General features: G+C 68.9%; 17 protein-coding genes. 13 read left to right on the forward strand and 4 right to left on the reverse strand.

From position 1 onward, the window contains the following. Positions 1 to 25: 25 nt before the first annotated feature. Together ACGF3A_RS36035 and ACGF3A_RS36040 are read left to right on the forward strand one after the other, a co-directional pair. Positions 26 to 1270, forward strand: coding sequence for a tyrosine-type recombinase/integrase (locus ACGF3A_RS36035; RefSeq protein ID WP_393734706.1), 1245 nt, complete (start codon positions 26 to 28; stop codon positions 1268 to 1270). 59 nt (positions 1271 to 1329) lie between these two features. After that, a complete protein-coding gene (locus ACGF3A_RS36040) occupies positions 1330 to 2295 on the forward strand; it encodes an MBL fold metallo-hydrolase (RefSeq protein ID WP_393734707.1) in 966 nt (321 codons plus the stop codon). 9 nt (positions 2296 to 2304) lie between these two features. Here ACGF3A_RS36040 and ACGF3A_RS36045 read toward each other — a convergent pair whose 3' ends face one another. Together ACGF3A_RS36045 and ACGF3A_RS36050 are read right to left on the reverse strand one after the other, a co-directional pair. Beyond that, a complete protein-coding gene (locus ACGF3A_RS36045; protein ID WP_393734708.1) occupies positions 2305 to 3135 on the reverse strand; it encodes a helix-turn-helix transcriptional regulator in 831 nt (276 codons plus the stop codon). A gap of 262 nt (positions 3136 to 3397) precedes the next feature. Further along, the gene (locus ACGF3A_RS36050; protein ID WP_393734709.1) at positions 3398 to 3856 is read right to left on the reverse strand and encodes a helix-turn-helix domain-containing protein; all 459 of its coding nucleotides are present in this window, start codon (positions 3854 to 3856) and stop codon (positions 3398 to 3400) included. Positions 3857 to 4047: 191 nt separating this feature from the next. On the opposite strand from ACGF3A_RS36050, the gene ACGF3A_RS36055 reads away from it, so the two are divergent. Both ACGF3A_RS36055 and ACGF3A_RS36060 read left to right on the forward strand, forming a co-directional pair. After that, a complete protein-coding gene (locus tag ACGF3A_RS36055; RefSeq protein ID WP_393734710.1) occupies positions 4048 to 4431 on the forward strand; it encodes a helix-turn-helix domain-containing protein in 384 nt (127 codons plus the stop codon). 378 nt (positions 4432 to 4809) lie between these two features. Beyond that, a complete protein-coding gene (locus ACGF3A_RS36060; RefSeq protein ID WP_393734711.1) occupies positions 4810 to 5364 on the forward strand; it encodes a WhiB family transcriptional regulator in 555 nt (184 codons plus the stop codon). 56 nt (positions 5365 to 5420) lie between these two features. Here the strand turns inward: ACGF3A_RS36060 and ACGF3A_RS36065 are convergent, their stop codons facing one another. After that, on the reverse strand, positions 5421 to 5582 hold the full coding sequence (locus tag ACGF3A_RS36065; RefSeq protein WP_393734712.1) for a hypothetical protein: 162 nt from the start codon (positions 5580 to 5582) through the stop codon (positions 5421 to 5423). 234 nt (positions 5583 to 5816) lie between these two features. Between ACGF3A_RS36065 and ACGF3A_RS36070 the strand changes: the two genes are divergently transcribed. From ACGF3A_RS36070 to ACGF3A_RS36085, 4 genes are read left to right on the forward strand one after another with little or no spacing between them, the layout of a single operon-like run. After that, the gene (locus ACGF3A_RS36070) at positions 5817 to 6101 is read left to right on the forward strand and encodes a hypothetical protein (protein ID WP_393734713.1); all 285 of its coding nucleotides are present in this window, start codon (positions 5817 to 5819) and stop codon (positions 6099 to 6101) included. Positions 6102 to 6103: 2 nt separating this feature from the next. Then, entirely contained in the window at positions 6104 to 6814 is a 711-nt protein-coding gene (locus ACGF3A_RS36075) for an ATP-binding protein (RefSeq protein ID WP_393734714.1), read from the forward strand. Positions 6815 to 6835: 21 nt separating this feature from the next. Next, the gene (locus ACGF3A_RS36080; protein WP_393734715.1) at positions 6836 to 7501 is read left to right on the forward strand and encodes a DUF2637 domain-containing protein; all 666 of its coding nucleotides are present in this window, start codon (positions 6836 to 6838) and stop codon (positions 7499 to 7501) included. A 22-nt stretch (positions 7502 to 7523) separates the two neighbouring features. Then, positions 7524 to 8066: a hypothetical protein gene (locus ACGF3A_RS36085; RefSeq protein WP_393734716.1), complete on the forward strand. Its 543-nt coding sequence runs from the start codon at positions 7524 to 7526 to the stop codon at positions 8064 to 8066. 123 nt (positions 8067 to 8189) lie between these two features. Here the strand turns inward: ACGF3A_RS36085 and ACGF3A_RS36090 are convergent, their stop codons facing one another. After that, on the reverse strand, positions 8190 to 9035 hold the full coding sequence (locus ACGF3A_RS36090) for a hypothetical protein (protein WP_393734717.1): 846 nt from the start codon (positions 9033 to 9035) through the stop codon (positions 8190 to 8192). A gap of 436 nt (positions 9036 to 9471) precedes the next feature. Between ACGF3A_RS36090 and ACGF3A_RS36095 the strand changes: the two genes are divergently transcribed. The 5 genes from ACGF3A_RS36095 (at position 9472) to ACGF3A_RS36115 (ending at position 14182) form a co-directional block, all read left to right on the forward strand. Beyond that, on the forward strand, positions 9472 to 9993 hold the full coding sequence (locus ACGF3A_RS36095; RefSeq protein WP_393734718.1) for a hypothetical protein: 522 nt from the start codon (positions 9472 to 9474) through the stop codon (positions 9991 to 9993). Between the two features lie 5 nt (positions 9994 to 9998). Continuing rightward, the gene (locus ACGF3A_RS36100) at positions 9999 to 10988 is read left to right on the forward strand and encodes an NlpC/P60 family protein (RefSeq protein WP_393734719.1); all 990 of its coding nucleotides are present in this window, start codon (positions 9999 to 10001) and stop codon (positions 10986 to 10988) included. Positions 10989 to 11023: 35 nt separating this feature from the next. Continuing rightward, complete coding sequence (locus ACGF3A_RS36105) at positions 11024 to 11365, forward strand: hypothetical protein (protein ID WP_393734720.1); 342 nt, start codon at positions 11024 to 11026, stop codon at positions 11363 to 11365. Next, complete coding sequence (locus ACGF3A_RS36110; RefSeq protein WP_393734721.1) at positions 11362 to 12594, forward strand: hypothetical protein; 1233 nt, start codon at positions 11362 to 11364, stop codon at positions 12592 to 12594. The genes ACGF3A_RS36105 and ACGF3A_RS36110 overlap by 4 nt, the downstream gene beginning before the upstream one ends. 85 nt (positions 12595 to 12679) lie before the next feature. After that, positions 12680 to 14182 (forward strand): hypothetical protein, encoded by a 1503-nt coding sequence (locus ACGF3A_RS36115; protein WP_393734722.1) that lies wholly within the window; start codon positions 12680 to 12682, stop codon positions 14180 to 14182. Positions 14183 to 14185: the final 3 nt, after the last annotated feature.

The raw sequence follows: 14185 nt of genomic DNA on the forward strand, positions 1-14185 counted from the left end.
ACCGACCCTGCGCACCGTGCTGTGCATGGCATACGTCGAAGAACGAAAGCGCGCCGACGGCTCAGTCTCCTACGTGGTGAGGTGGCGGGCCGGAGGCGCGCGCACGGGCAAGAAGGAGTCCGAGGTCTTCACCGAGGAGCCCTCGGCGAGCCAGTTCCGGGACCTGGTGAACGCTCACGGCCAGCGGTGGCCCTTCGGCTGGGTTCGGGGCGAGGGCTTCCGTACAGAGACCGCGCGAGAGATCCCCCAGGAGGAGTCGTTCGGCGCCTTCGCCGAGCACTACATCGGGCTGCTGACCGGCATCCAGGACGACACCCGGGGCAAGTACCGGCGCCAGATCGAGCAGAAGATGCTGCCGTGGTTCCAGCACCTGTCGGTGCGGGAGGGCGAAGGAGGCATCGGCAGGGACGACGTGGCCGGGTGGGTCAACGATCTGGAGGCCGGGCGGCGTGGTCCGTACGCCGCGCGTGGGCAACGTTTCCAGAAGCTCAAGCCCAAGACCATCCGCAACCTCCACGGGCTGCTCTACAGCGTCCTGCAATCCGCGGTCGACGCCGAGCAGCCGCTGCGCTCCGCCAACCCCTGCGCGGCCACACGGCTGCCACGAGTCGACGGCTCCGACGAAGAGGCCATGACCTTCTTGGAGCGCGACGAGTTCGTGCTCCTCTACGCCTGCCTGTACGGCGAGGCCCGTGACCTGGCCGAGGTCCTCGCGGGCACCGGGGCCCGGCTGGGCGAGGTCACCGCCTTGCAGCCGCGCGACCTGATCCGGCGCGGAGGACGCCCGGCGGTCCGCATCCAGCGGGCCTGGAAGACGGATGAGGACGGCAACGTCTATCTGGGCCCGCCCAAGACGAAGAAGAGCCGCCGCACCCTCGTCCTCACCCCCGAGCTGGACGCGCTCCTGCGGCGCCTTGCGCAAGGCAAGGAACCGAACGAGCTGCTCTTCAGCCTCGGCGTCGGCAAGAACGGTGCGGAGAGCTTCCGCCGCAACCACTGGCGCCCGGCCGTGAAGGATGCCGCCCGGCGCGGCCTGCTCAAACGCCCCCGCATCCACGACCTGCGCCACTCGCACGCCTCCTGGCTGATCGCCGCGAAGGTCCCGTTGCCCGCGATCCAGGCCCGCCTCGGCCACGAGTCGATCAAGACCACCGTCGACCGCTACGGCCACCTGCTGGACTCCCTCGACGACGAGGTCGTCGCGGCGGTCGCCTGGGCCATGGAGCCGGTCACGGGCCTTCCCCAGGACGGGTTCAGTGCCGCCGCGTAGGGGTGAATCACCCTGCGATCCTCCGTAGCGCCCGCCCCGGGGCGCCAAGCATGGCGCCCATGACGGCACACGCAACGCCACCAGAACTGCGCACCGAGCGGCTGACCGACCACGTCTTCGCCTTCATCCAGGGAGACGGCGGATGGGGCTACGCGAACGCGGGGCTGGTGGCCGACGGCGGGCAAGCGCTCCTCGTCGACACGTTCTTCACCCTCGCCCAGACACAGAGGCTCCGCGACGCCCTCACCAAGGTGGCTCCCACGTCGCCGGTCGAGACCGTGGTGAACACCCACCTCAACGGCGACCACTGCTGGGGCAATCAGCTCTTCCCCGACGCCGAGGTGATCACCTCAGAAGCGAACGTGGCCGGAGCCGCACACGAGGTGCCGCCAGCCCTCTTCCGGCACTTGCAGGAACAGCCCCCGCCCGGCCAGGCGGGCCGCTATCTGCTGGAGCACTTCGGCCACTTCGACTTCTCCGGGATCCACAGAGTCGTTCCCGCAGTGACGTTCTCTCAGCGCATGGAGCTGAGCGTCGGCTCCGTGGCCGTCGAGTTGCTGGACGTCGGGCCCGCGCATACGGATGGGGACGTGGTGGTGCACGTCCCCGAGGCCGGCGTGGTGTTCTGCGGCGACGTGCTCTTCCACCGCGTCCACCCCGTGGTCTGGAGCGGCCCGCTCACCACCTGGGTCTCAGCCTGCGACCGGCTCCTCGACACAGGCGCGAAGACCTTCGTTCCCGGGCACGGCCCGCTGGCCGCCCGCGGTGACCTCTGCCGCTTCCGCGACTACCTGTGCCACGTCCAGGAGCACGGGGCACGCGAGGCCAGGGCGGGGACGCCGCTGGAGGAGGCCGTACGGAAGATCCCCTTGGACGCCTACGAGCGCTGGTCCGGCCCGGAGAGGTTGGTCACCGCCCTGGCCACCGTCTATCGGCACCTCGGCGTGTCCGCGCCGCAGCAGCCGATGGAATTGCTCATGCCCGTCGCGCGGCTCGCGCAGGACTTCAACCCCGTGCGGCGGTGAAGGGGCGGGTCAGAGCTGCCAGAGCACCACGAAGCGCATGTCGGGGTTGAGCATCGGAGAGAGCAGGTAGATGTGCACCGCGACCTCCTCGCCCTGGTGGTACGGGAGGAGGAGCCTGCGGACGTCGCCGTAGGCATGCGGCAGTGGTGATTCCTTCTCCCACACCTCCTCCCACATTTCCCGGGCGTCCTCATTACCCGCGAGAATGTCGTCACGGATCTGAATGAGACCTTCCGAATCCGGGTGCATGGCGAGCGCGAAGCGGAGCTGTGAAAGGAACGGCCGCGCCCATTCGTCGCGCCAATTCACCATGCACTCGCGCGCCTCGGGGTAGAGGAAGATGCATCGCATGACATTGGGCTCGTAGGGGATCCAGGGAAACCAGTCCTTCAGGGACTGGTTGTGGGCGACGATGTCCCAGTGCAGGTTCGACAGGTATGCAGGGTGCGGAAGTTGATGGTCGAGCAGTGTCTGCGTGGCCTCGTTGGCGCACTCGCTCTGCGCCAGCCGTACTGGCTCCGGGGTACGGCCGATCGCGAGCTGGAAGAGAAGGGCTCGCTCGGCCTCGTCCAGGCGTAGCGTCATCGCGAGTCGTTGAAGGAATCCCTCAGAGAACTGATGATGCTTCACGCCGCGTTCCAAGGCGCGGTACCACGTCTCACTCACTCCCGTGAGTGTGGCCACCTCCTGTTGAGTAAGCCCAGAGGAAAGGCGACGACGCGAGTTGTCCACTCCTTGGATCCGGCGCGGGTCCAACCGCTTCCGCCAGGAAGTCAGCAGCCTCGCCAGCTCGTGAGTCGTCGGTGAGCCGCCATCTGACCGGTTTCCGGTTTGCGTCATCGGGTTCCCCTCACCTCACGGATTTTCAGCGGCAAGAGAATGAGCACACCTGCGCGCCGGAGGAATGCGGATCGACGATTTTCGCAGGTCACGCCGGGAATTTAATGATCAACACGCGCTATTAGCGGCCTGCGAAACTTCGACTTCCGCCACTCCGAGTTTTGCCGGTGGCCCTGCATGCTGCTCTGAGTACGCAAGGAGCACCCCGCCGATGAGGCTGCTCCACATCGGAGGTCACCGTGACGCCGCACTCCGGATGGACTCAAACGCTCCCGCGCTTGGCTTCGAACCGCTCGCGCCACTGGGCCTCGGTGTTCCGCAGGGCCCGCGTGAGGTCTTCCAAGGAGACATCGAACAGCTCCTGGAGCACGCCCGCCCACTGCGCACGCATCTTCCCGGTTCCAAGCTCCAGCTCAGACACGTCGGACGCCTGGACGCCAAGGCGCTCCGCCACGTCCTCCTGGCGCAGGCCGACGCGGGTCCGCAGGGACGCCAGGTCCGCGTCCTCGCGCAGCGGACGGAGAAGGCGGGAGGGCGGCACATTGAGCGCCTCCGCGAGGCTCGCGAAGAGGCGCGGACTCGGGGCGCCCTTCCCGCGCTCCCACCGCCCGATCGAGTTCGCCCCTGCCCCGGCGGCGTGAGCCAGGTCGGCCTGGGACAGCCCGGCCCGCTCGCGCACCTCGATCAGGGCGGCTGGGTCGAAGTCCTGGACGCTCTTCACCCGGCCAGTATCGCAGTTTCCCGCGAAGGGAGTGGTATGGAGACAGTGGGTTGCAAATGATGAGTCGGAAATGGTTACATGCTGATGTCGGCACTCACCCGCTCCTCGTACCTCGGCGCGAGGTCGCGAGCTGAGGCCCATCCCGGATGACGGAACCTCCGCAGTGGTTCCGAGCAGGGAGTGAACGTGAAATGGAACCCCCCACCTCCGCCCTCTCAGGGCCAAGCCCCCAGAGGCCCTCGCACGGCCACACCAACGGCAACGCCAACAGCGGTGGCAACGATCCGGAGCGCTTTCTCCTGCTCCTGCGTCACCTGCTCGATTCCCACGACCCTCGGGTGCACGTCGACTACGCCGAAGCGGCTCACCGTCTCGGTGTGAAGGAGAAGTGGCTCCGCGAGCGGATAGGCGATCTCCCCCACCGGAAGATGGGCAAGTTCGTCCTCTTCTCCAAGCAGGACCTCCAGACCATCTCCGAGATGTTCGCCGTACGCCCGGCGACGGCTGCCCGCACAGCCCCAACGGGCTCGCCTGCAGAGCTGAGACCGGCCCGCAGCATGCGACGTAACGCATAGGCCCGTCCTCACCGGCCCCGACGGGGATCCGCGAGGAACCGCCATGAGTGCGAACGACCCGAACGACGGGCCTCCCCCGCCGACACAACGGCACCCACGTGGCCGCGCTCGCCAGAGCACGGCACACGTCATCGCCGAACTGCTCCGGGCTCGCCCCGGCCAATGGGCCCACACCCACACACGACCCCAGAAACCCCAAGCGGCACGTCTCGTCACCCGGATCAACCGAGGCACGTCCACCGCCTACGCGCCACGCGGCAGCTACGAAGCGGTGCTCCGCCCGACCGACAACACATATCGGGTCTACGCCCGCTACGTCGGCGATCCAGGCGCCCCGGCAGCACCGCCCAAGCCTTCGGGCACCCGCAGGGAGTCACCATGAACCCCGGACTCGACCCCCACGTCCGCAACGCCCTCGACGGCGACTGGAACGGTCTTCTCCAGCTCGCCCAGTCCCAGTGCACCAAGTCCTTCCGAGGCGCCCCATGCGTCGGCATGCCTCCGGACACCTTCTTCCCGCACGGCGACTCACCCCATGACGGCACCGGCACCCGATGTCGGTTGGAGGTGGCGCGCGTCCGCCAGATCTGTCGCGCCTGTCCCCTGCGCACTCGCGCGCTGTGCCTGGTAACAGCCCTGGAGCAGGGCGACGAGTACGGCATCCGCGGCGGCGTCAGCGCCATCGACCGCCAGCCGCTCCACCGCGCCTGGTGCCAGCGCGTGGACGAGCAGCGGGTCAAGGCCGCGCTGAACGGCAAGCCCGTCGCCCTCACCGCCACGGAGAAGAAGCGAATCATCGCGGCGTACATCGACGACCCCGCCCTCTCGCTCTCCCGTGCCGCACGCGGGCTCGGTCTCTCGCGCGGCGCCGTGGCGTGGGCCGCCCATCACGAGCGCAAGCGCCGGGCCCGGACCACCGCGGCTTCCGCATAGATCGGAGTACCACCATGAGCGATCAAGTCGTTCAGGAAGTCTGGCGTTCCTCCCGCTCAGAACGTGGCTCGCGGCTCGTCCTGCTGGCCTTGGCCGAGGAGTGCGACGCGGAAGGCCACGTCCGCCTGTCGGCGCGCGAACTCGCCGACCGTACCCGGCTCTCCGAGCGCCAGGTCCGCAACTGCGTCGCCGACCTCGCAGACCTCGGCGAACTGCACGTGGACCGGGGCGGCAAGGGCGCCAGGGACACGAGCGAGTACACGATCCTGCTGCCGGTGGAGCGGGCTGAAGCTGAAGGGGGAAACACCTTCAGGGAAGCACGGAGCCCAAGTCGGCAATCTCTTCAGGGAAGTACGGCGGGGCAACGCGCACGCTCCCGCACGAAAGGTACTCCCTCCGGGAGTACCGACTCCCCAGCTCAGCATGCTTGCCCGCCCCCGGCGGTTCAGCCCTTGGTCGACGAACTCACCGCCGCCGGAATACTGGTCGGCTGGAATCTGACCGAGGCCGAGTGGTCCGACATCGGCGAACTCGTGGCGCGGCTGGGCGTAGAACGGCTCGTCGCCTACACGTCCCGACGGTGGGACGAACGCCGCCCGCCGAAGACCGCCCGGTATCTGCTGCGGATGTGGGCCGATCTACCGGCCTCGCGCCCCGGGACGGGCACGGTCGTCCCACTCCCTCGGCGTGCGCCGAGCCCTGGCGGTTCCTCCACTCCGTACGAGAACGGCTTCTGAACGTGGCCGATCCCGAACGCCTGGAGTCGGCCGGGCCCGCCGCCCGCGTACGCCGGATCCTGTCCGAGCGCGGCATCCCGGCGCCCCGGCCCGAGGAGCCGGAGGTCGACGCCGTACCCGAGTGGCTGCGGGCGCGGCGCCGCGAACTCGCCCTGACCCGCTGGGAATCCGCAACACCCCTGCGGTACCGGCGTGCGTGGATCACCGAACCCGCAGCCCTGGCCTGGGCGGACCGAGTCCTCGCCGACTTCACCTCCGCCGGAGCCCTGCTGCTCACCGGCCCGACGGGAACGGGCAAGACCCACGAGGCGTACGGCGCGCTCCACTACATCGCGGACGCCGGGCCACCCCGCTACGAGGTGATCACCACCAACAGCGCCGACCTCTACGGAGCGCTACGTCCTACGGCCACGACGGGCAGCACCGAGCACGAGCTACGGCGCTTCGCGTCCGTACCGCTGCTCCTGGTGGACGACCTCGGCTCCGCGAAGACCAGCGAGTGGACCGAGGAGATCACGTTCCGCCTGATCGACCACCGCTACAACCACTGCCTCCCCACCCTCCTCACCTCGAACCTCCCGGCCCGCTCCGCCGGAGGTCCCGACCTGAACGACGTGCTCGGCGAGCGCGTCACCAGCCGCCTGGCGGAGATGACGACGGTCGTGGCCATGGTCGGCGAGGACCGTCGCAGGGCACAGAAGACAACAGGCTGACCACGCGAGGAAGCACGAACCATGGCCACGATGACCGCCCCCTCCCGCCACATGATCACCGCATGGGACCGCCTCGCCATCGGCCTGCTCGGCCTCGCCGGCTTCGCCCTCTCCTACGACGCCTTGCAGCAGGTCGCCGTCGCCATCCACGTCCGCGGCTCGCTGACCTTCCTCTTCCCGCTGCTCGTGGACGGCTTCATCGCCTACGGCGTCCGCGCCCTCGTCGTCCTGCGCGGCCAACGAGGACGAGCCCGGCTCTACGCCTGGACCCTCTTCTCGTGCGCCACCAGCGCCAGCATCTGGGCCAACGCCCTGCACGCGGTGAAGCTCAACCGCCTCGACGCGACGGGGTCGGAGACGTTCCGCCTCGACGACCTGGTGGTGGGCGCCCTCTCGACCCTCGCCCCACTCGCCCTCGCGGGCGCTGTCCACCTCTACATCCTCATGGCCCGGTCCGCCGACACCCCGCCTGTCCCGGACGAGCCGGACCAGTCCGCAACCGAAGAGGACGACCCGGAAGTGCTGTCCGTCGCCCGCGAGGCCGTCCGGTGCGCGGGACGAGTGAACCGCGCCGTGGTCGGGACTGCGCTGCGCACCCACGGGCATCGCATCGGGAACGAACGCCTGGGTCACGTGCTGTCGCGCCTGCGCGCGGAGCACGAGCGGGCTGCTGGACCGAGGGCCTGAACCCCGAGGAGGGGACGAAGAGATGACCGATCCGTGGGCAGCGGCTCGCGAACTCCAGCAATGGCTGGAAGCGGGCCGACCACTGCCCACCATCGACGTACCGGACGCCCCGCTCGCGGACGGAGAGGTCGCCCACGCGGACGTGCTCTGCACCGTGGCCCGCTACTACGCCACCGAGGTCCACTACCCGCTCGGCCAACGCCTGTACTTCGAGGAACACCCGGTCCTGGGCCGTCGGCTCCGGGAGGACCTGGTCCCGACGCCGGGCGAGTTCCAGGCAGCACAACGCGCTGCCGAGCCCCAATGGCGCGACTCCTCCGCTGCCAGAGTCGTGCTCTCCTCCTCAGCCCTTCACCTTCAGCATGGCTGCGCAGGAGGGCCGTGGAGTAATTTCGCGCACTCTCACCTCGCAGGCTTTCGCCCGGACGCCAACGGCAATTACATCTCAATGAACCATCCTCCCCACGATCCGGTACTTCTGGGCGGACCGCACGTTCCATGGCTGACGGCCGCCCTTATCCACCTGCTGAATAGAGGGATCGGCGACTTTGAGGGCCGGTCATGACAGTGAAGACCCTTGGGAGCCCGAAATACTGGGGACAGGGGAAGGTCTGCTCGACGGCAGTCTCACTTCGCCATCCCCAATTAGTGTGGTTCAGCACGTCTTTTGGGTCCGGCAGGACTCGATCTACTTCAGCCCCAGAGTGACGATAAGGGCAGCAACCGCCACCGCCACGAACACTGACGAAACCGACGTGACGAGCTGTTGCGCTCCCTCCCGGCGCAGGGTGCTACGCAGGCGCTCCCACATGGTCGGTTCCAGGCCCTTGACGATGAACAGGTCATGGCCCAGAGCAGACACCACTCCGGCCGGGGAAGAGGGGTCATCAGCCGACCCGATCCACGACTTGGATAGCATTTTTTCCACGGCTGGTATCAGATCTGACACTCCATCCTCCGCCATGGCAGTTCGACAATAGCCACAGAGGTACGAGGACATCACCTTCTGACGGACATCGCTCAATACAGGAGTGACATCACACACGCAGCCCTTGGTGCCAAGGTGCACCGAGCCGCGGAGGCGTGGGGAGACAGTGGCGATCGCTTCTCGCACCGTGAGTGTCAGCACGAACTCCAGGATCGAGGGCGGCGCCATCCATCTCTCCCAGTTTCCCAAGGCAATGATGGAAACGCCGTCCTGCCGCAGCGAGTAGAAGTTGTTCGTCAGAGTTGCCTTCGTGAGCACCACCAGGCGATCGGGCGGTATGGCCTCCCTTGTTTGGAAGACGCTCCCCAGCATGCTGACGCGGTCCGTCATGCGCTGCCGGAAGCCCTCGCACTCCTCCCGTACGGCCTCGCGGCTCAGAGGCTCGTCCCGCGTGAGCATGAGGATGAGCCGATCCTCTGGCCCGTGGGTAAGGAACTCGAACTCGAAGCCGCTTTGCAGAGTGTTGAGCTGCAAGATCAGATACCGGAGTGCCGCATCGTTCCCGGCGTCGATGGAGGAGAAAATCCCAATCCGCTTGCGTCCCATCGTTCCCCTCCCCCTCCATGTCCCGCTCAGTCAGGACTTCACCACTACGCTATCCGCTCCCCCTTTAGCTCTGGGGCCACTTGACTCCCCACGCAGGATAGGGAGCGGGCCGTGTGACGGAGCGCCCGTTTTGGCCAGTCGCACTCCGCGACTGAACTGGACCGTACGAGGTTCCACGGGATCAGCCGTCGCACAGGCAGCGTTTTCTGTCCCGTTTTCTACCTATTCCTGGAGCACCAAACACCTCCCCTGTGACAGTCGTTCACGGCGTCGATCAACGACGCGGTGAAGGGCCCGACTTCTCAGCTCAGAAGGTCAGCTTCCTCATAGCGCAGGCTCTCGCCTCTCGGGGACGGACGTACTCCCTCCATGGAAGAGGTGTTCCCCCATGCCTTTTTCCGGTCATTCCCTTCTCGGGTTCTCTCTCCTGGCCGTCGTGGCGCTCGCCAAGGTCGGGACGGCCCGTAGCGCCGCTCGTTCCGAGGACTCGCGGCAGGCGAGCCCCGATGAGCCGAAGAGCAGCGCGCCCCCTCCGCCCCCGCACCGGCCCGGTGATCTCTTCCGGGACCTCGCGCGGACCGCGTCGGCGTTCACCGTCGCGTACGTGAGCCACGACGCGCGGGACGGTCACGACCGGTCGTTCGGCGACTCCGGAGTACGGGCCGCGCGGTACGCCTCGGCCGCGTTCGCGCAGGCTCTCAACGAACGGAACACCGAGCCCGACTCGTGGTCGCGGTGGCGGGCGCAGCAGGTGGTGGTGTCGGCCGAGGTGCTGCTCGTACGGCTGCCGAACGGGGTGCCGCACCCGGCGCTCGACGTGGTGCCGGTGCACGTGAAGTACGTGCGGACCGTGCGGCCCCGAATGGGCTTCACCGCCTGCGAGTTCGGCGAGCTGCCGCTGCGCCTCCGGCGCGGTGCGGAGAGCCGCTGGGTCGTCGACGAAGCGCCGAGGGTGTGATCGCCATGAAGGCTCTGTTCATGGCCCCCATGGGCTTCGTGGTGTGCGGCGTCGTGACCGTAGGCGGGGTGACCGGGCTGGCAGGTGCGTCCGCCGAGTCAGGGTCCGTCGAGCAGGCGACCGGCGGCGTGGGCGGCGGAATCGCGTCGAGCGCGCCTGTGCCCGGCTGGGTGCGGAAGCTGGTGGCGAAGGTGGCCGGCGAGTGCCCCGAGATATCCCCCTCGTTCCTGGCCGCCCAGCTCCACCAGGAGTCGAACTTCAACCCCAAGGCGGTCTCCCCCGCCAACGCCGCCGGGATCGCACAGTTCATCCCGCCGACATGGTCGCAATACGGGAAAGACGGCGACGGGGACGGCCGTAAGGACGTGATGAACCCCCGGGACGCGATACCGGCCCAGGCCGCGTACGACTGTGCGCTCGCGCAGGAGGTGAAGAACGTTCCGGGGAACGGCACCTCCAACATGCTCGCCGCGTACAACGCGGGCCCGGCCGCGGTGCTCAAGTACATGGGCATCCCGCCGTACGCAGAGACGCAGAAGTACGTGAAGCTCATCCGCGCCCAGGCAGCGCGCTGGGAGGCGGCCGAGGCGACGCCCAAGTCCGTGCCTAAGGGCAAGGTCGGGCGGGTCGTGAACGCCGCCCGGTCCGCGCTCGGCACCTGGTACCGATGGGGCGGTACGTGCGTGAAGCAGTACTGGGGCGAGAAGGGCTGTGACTGCTCCTCGTTGACGCAGATGGCCTGGCGGGCGGCGGGCGTGAATCTGCCGCGTACCACCTACGAGCAGGTGAAGGTCGGCAGCGCGGTACGCGGGGTCGCCGGGCTGCGCCCCGGTGACCTGCTCTTCTCGCGCGGGTCCGCGAAGCGGCCCGAGCACGTCGGGATGTACCTCGGGGGGCAACGCGTGATCGACGCGCCGCGTACGGGCGCGAAGGTCCGCATCAAGCCGCTGTCCGCCTGGACCTCGCAGGTCCTGGCCATCCGGCACATCGGCTGAGTCCGGTTCTCGGGGATTCCTGAAAGGAGCGGATCATGTCCGCGTTCTTCTCCGCCGCCGCTGACGTGGCACGGGACCTGTCCTTCCTCGCCGACGGCGCGAGCCCCATCCGGGACGTCAAGCCGGACTGGGGGCCGTTCGGCAAGCTCGGTACGACCGCGAAGACCCTCCTGGGCGTGTGTGCCGCCGGGGCGATGATCGCCTCGGCCGGGGCCTTCATCTTCGGACTCGCGAAGTCGAAGGGGTGGATCGGCGAGGGCCACTCCACGCTGGAGACCTCGCGGGGCAAGGGGATGATGATCGGCGGGCTCGCCGGGATCTTCCTGATCGCCTCGCTCGGCACCCTCTTCAGCCTCACCTACAAGCTGGGCGTGTGAGTGCCGTGTCCGCTCTCACCGCATTGCTCAAGGACCTGCCCCGGCGCGTGAAGCCGTGGTGGCTCGGCGCCGGGCTGGTCGCCGTCATCACCGTCCTCGGGCTCGTCGTTCTCGCCGTCGGGGGCGACCCGGCCGCCGGTGGCCTCCAGTCCTCGCGCGCGGAGGGGGCCTCTGCCCGGGGCGATCCGCGTTCGCCGGAGACCGCGAAGGCCGCCGCGGCGAACTACCTCTCCGCCGCCGGTGCCCCAACTTCCCTCCGCAGCCCCTCCGCTCGCCGGGCGAGGGCGCTCGACATGAGCCTCACGAACGCCAGGGCCCGGGTCGTCAAGCAGCTCGACGACGTGGCGACGGCCCCGAAGACTCCGGCGCGGGGCGGTCTCGCCCGTACGGCCGTGCTCGGCGAGGATGTGGCCTCCTTCAAGGATCGCGAAGCGACCGTATGTCTGTGGACGGCGACCGTACGCGGCAGCACCCGGCCCGGTAAGACGCCGCACGCGGACTTCCGTACCGTCACCTTCTTCCTCGGCTGGGAGAAGGGCATGTGGAAGGTCGCCTCGGTCTCCTCCGAGGACGGGCCACGCCCCTCGGCGTCTGCCCTCCAGACCGCCGACACCGGGAAGGACTTCGCGCCGTACAGGGCGCAGGGGGCTGATGATCCCCGCTTCTCCGGTCGTTCGTCCGGTGACGGGCTGCCCGCCTCGCCGCCGCGTGGCGCGAAGGGCGCCCGCGCCGCCGCCGTCAACGCCGTCACGCTCCAGGGCAGTGCGCGCTTCATCCTCGACGAGGGCTGGCGGGACAAGGTCCTGGACTCCACCACGGCCCCGGACGTCCTCGCGTCGGTCCGAGCCAGCGCCAGTGCCACGGCGGACCGCATCGTCGCCAACCGGCGTATCGGTCCGGACGGCCGGACCGGGGACGGCTCGGTCCTGCTGATGCGGACCGGCGTCCTCGCCCACCGCATCCTCGGCCGCTCGGCGCGGACCGCCTCCGTCGAGCTGTGGACCGTGCACGTCGGCGGTACGGCCGGAGGGGACATGCTCCAGGTCCCCCAGGTCTCCTTCCGCCGCATGCGCGTCGAGCTGGCACGCGATGAGGACAACGGCTGGAAGGCGGAGCGGATCCGTACGGCCGGGGGCCTGGTCCCGATGGTTCCGGAGCGGAAGCCGAGCGCCCCCAGCGACGAGTTCGCCGAGTGGGGAGGTGACTCCCATGCGCCTGCGCTTGCGTGACGATGCCCCAGGGCTGGCACGCCTCGTACGGCCGGAACGCACGTCCCGTTGGGGGCGCCTGCTTCGAACGGCCCTGCTCTGCGCCGTGCTCGTCAGCCTCCTCAGCGCTCCCCTCGCCCACGCGGACAAGGACTCATGGTGGTGCGCGATCCCCATGGTCTGCGAGGCGAAGGAGGTCGTCGACTTCGTCTCCGACCCGACCGGCTACATCCTCCAGCAGCTCGTGGACGCCAACATCTGGTTCCTCGGCAAGCTGCTCGGGCTGCTGCAACAGACCTCGTCGGCGGATGTCACCAGCCCCGGGTTCCTCAAGCAGTACGCCCTGATCTTCGGCGCGGCCAGCATCTTCACGGTCGTCCTGTGGATCATCGCCGTGGCCAAGCGCGCCGTACGGGGCGTTCCGCTCGGCACGGCCTTGTCCGAGGCGCTCGGCTTCCTTGTCCTGCAACTCGTGGTCAACGCCCTGACGCCCGGTGCCGTCGCGCTGGTGCTGCAGGTGGTCGATGACATCTCCAGCGTCTTCGAGCCTCGCGCCACGAAGAACTTCAAGCCGTTCCTCAGCTCGCTGATCCGGCTTCTGTCGGCGGATGTCCAGGGCTCCGTGATGGTGCTGATCGTGATCAACCTCGTCATGATGTGCGCCGCGCTCATGATGTGGGTCGAGCTGCTGCTCAGGAGCGCCGCGATCTACGTCGCCGTGGCGCTCGGCCCTCTCGTCAACGCGGGCTTGGTCGACCGCGATCTGTGGGGCAAGACGAAGAGGTGGGTCGCGGTTCTCCTCGCCCTGGCCCTCGTCAAGCCCGTGCTCTTCGCGCTGCTCGGCCTCGGCGGCGCCGTGCTGAGCGGCGGCAAGGGGATGGGGACGGACCGGATCTCCAAGATCCTCGTCGGAGCCCTGATCCTCTTCCTGGCCGTCTTCGCGTCCGCCGTGATCTACAAGTGGATCCCGATCTTCGGGGACGAGATGGCCTCGCTGGGGCAGGCCCGTAAGACCGCGTCGTCCTCCGGACCGATGAGCATGTCGGAGGGCCCGGCCAGCCACGCGAACATGGCGCTCTCCCGCCGCGTTCAGAGTTCGATCGTGGGCCGCTCGGGCGGTGGCGGGGCTCGTACGGCCTCGCCTTCCCCGGGCTCCGGCGGCGGCGCCGGTCCTGGCCCGACCGGCGGCGCCAGTTCGGGTGCTGGAGGCGCTGGAGGCGCTGGAGGCGCGGCGGGCGGGGCTGTGGGTGGCGTCGCAGCGGCTGGCGCTGCGGCCGTGAAGTCCGGCGCCGGTGCGGTCCGACAGCGGGCGGATTCCCTTCCCGCTCCGGATCCGGGCGACGGGCGTACGGACGGCGGCGGGGCCCAGTCACCCCCTTCCTCGCAGCCGCCCGCACCCCCTCCCACCGGCTCCGGCGGAGTACCGGTCGTCCGCGACGCCACCAGTGCCCAGGACGACAGCGGTACGGCTCCGCCGCCCCCACCGCCCCTGCCACAACGGCCGCCGAACCACCCCATGCCGAACCCGAATCCTCCGCCTCCCCCACCCCCGTCGCCGTCCAGCCCGGTGCTCGACCCACCCTTCCCGGACAGCGGCATTGAGGAGTGATCC

The sequence above is a fragment of the Streptomyces sp. NPDC048172 genome, from assembly GCF_043202595.1.
Classification (GTDB): domain Bacteria; phylum Actinomycetota; class Actinomycetes; order Streptomycetales; family Streptomycetaceae; genus Streptomyces.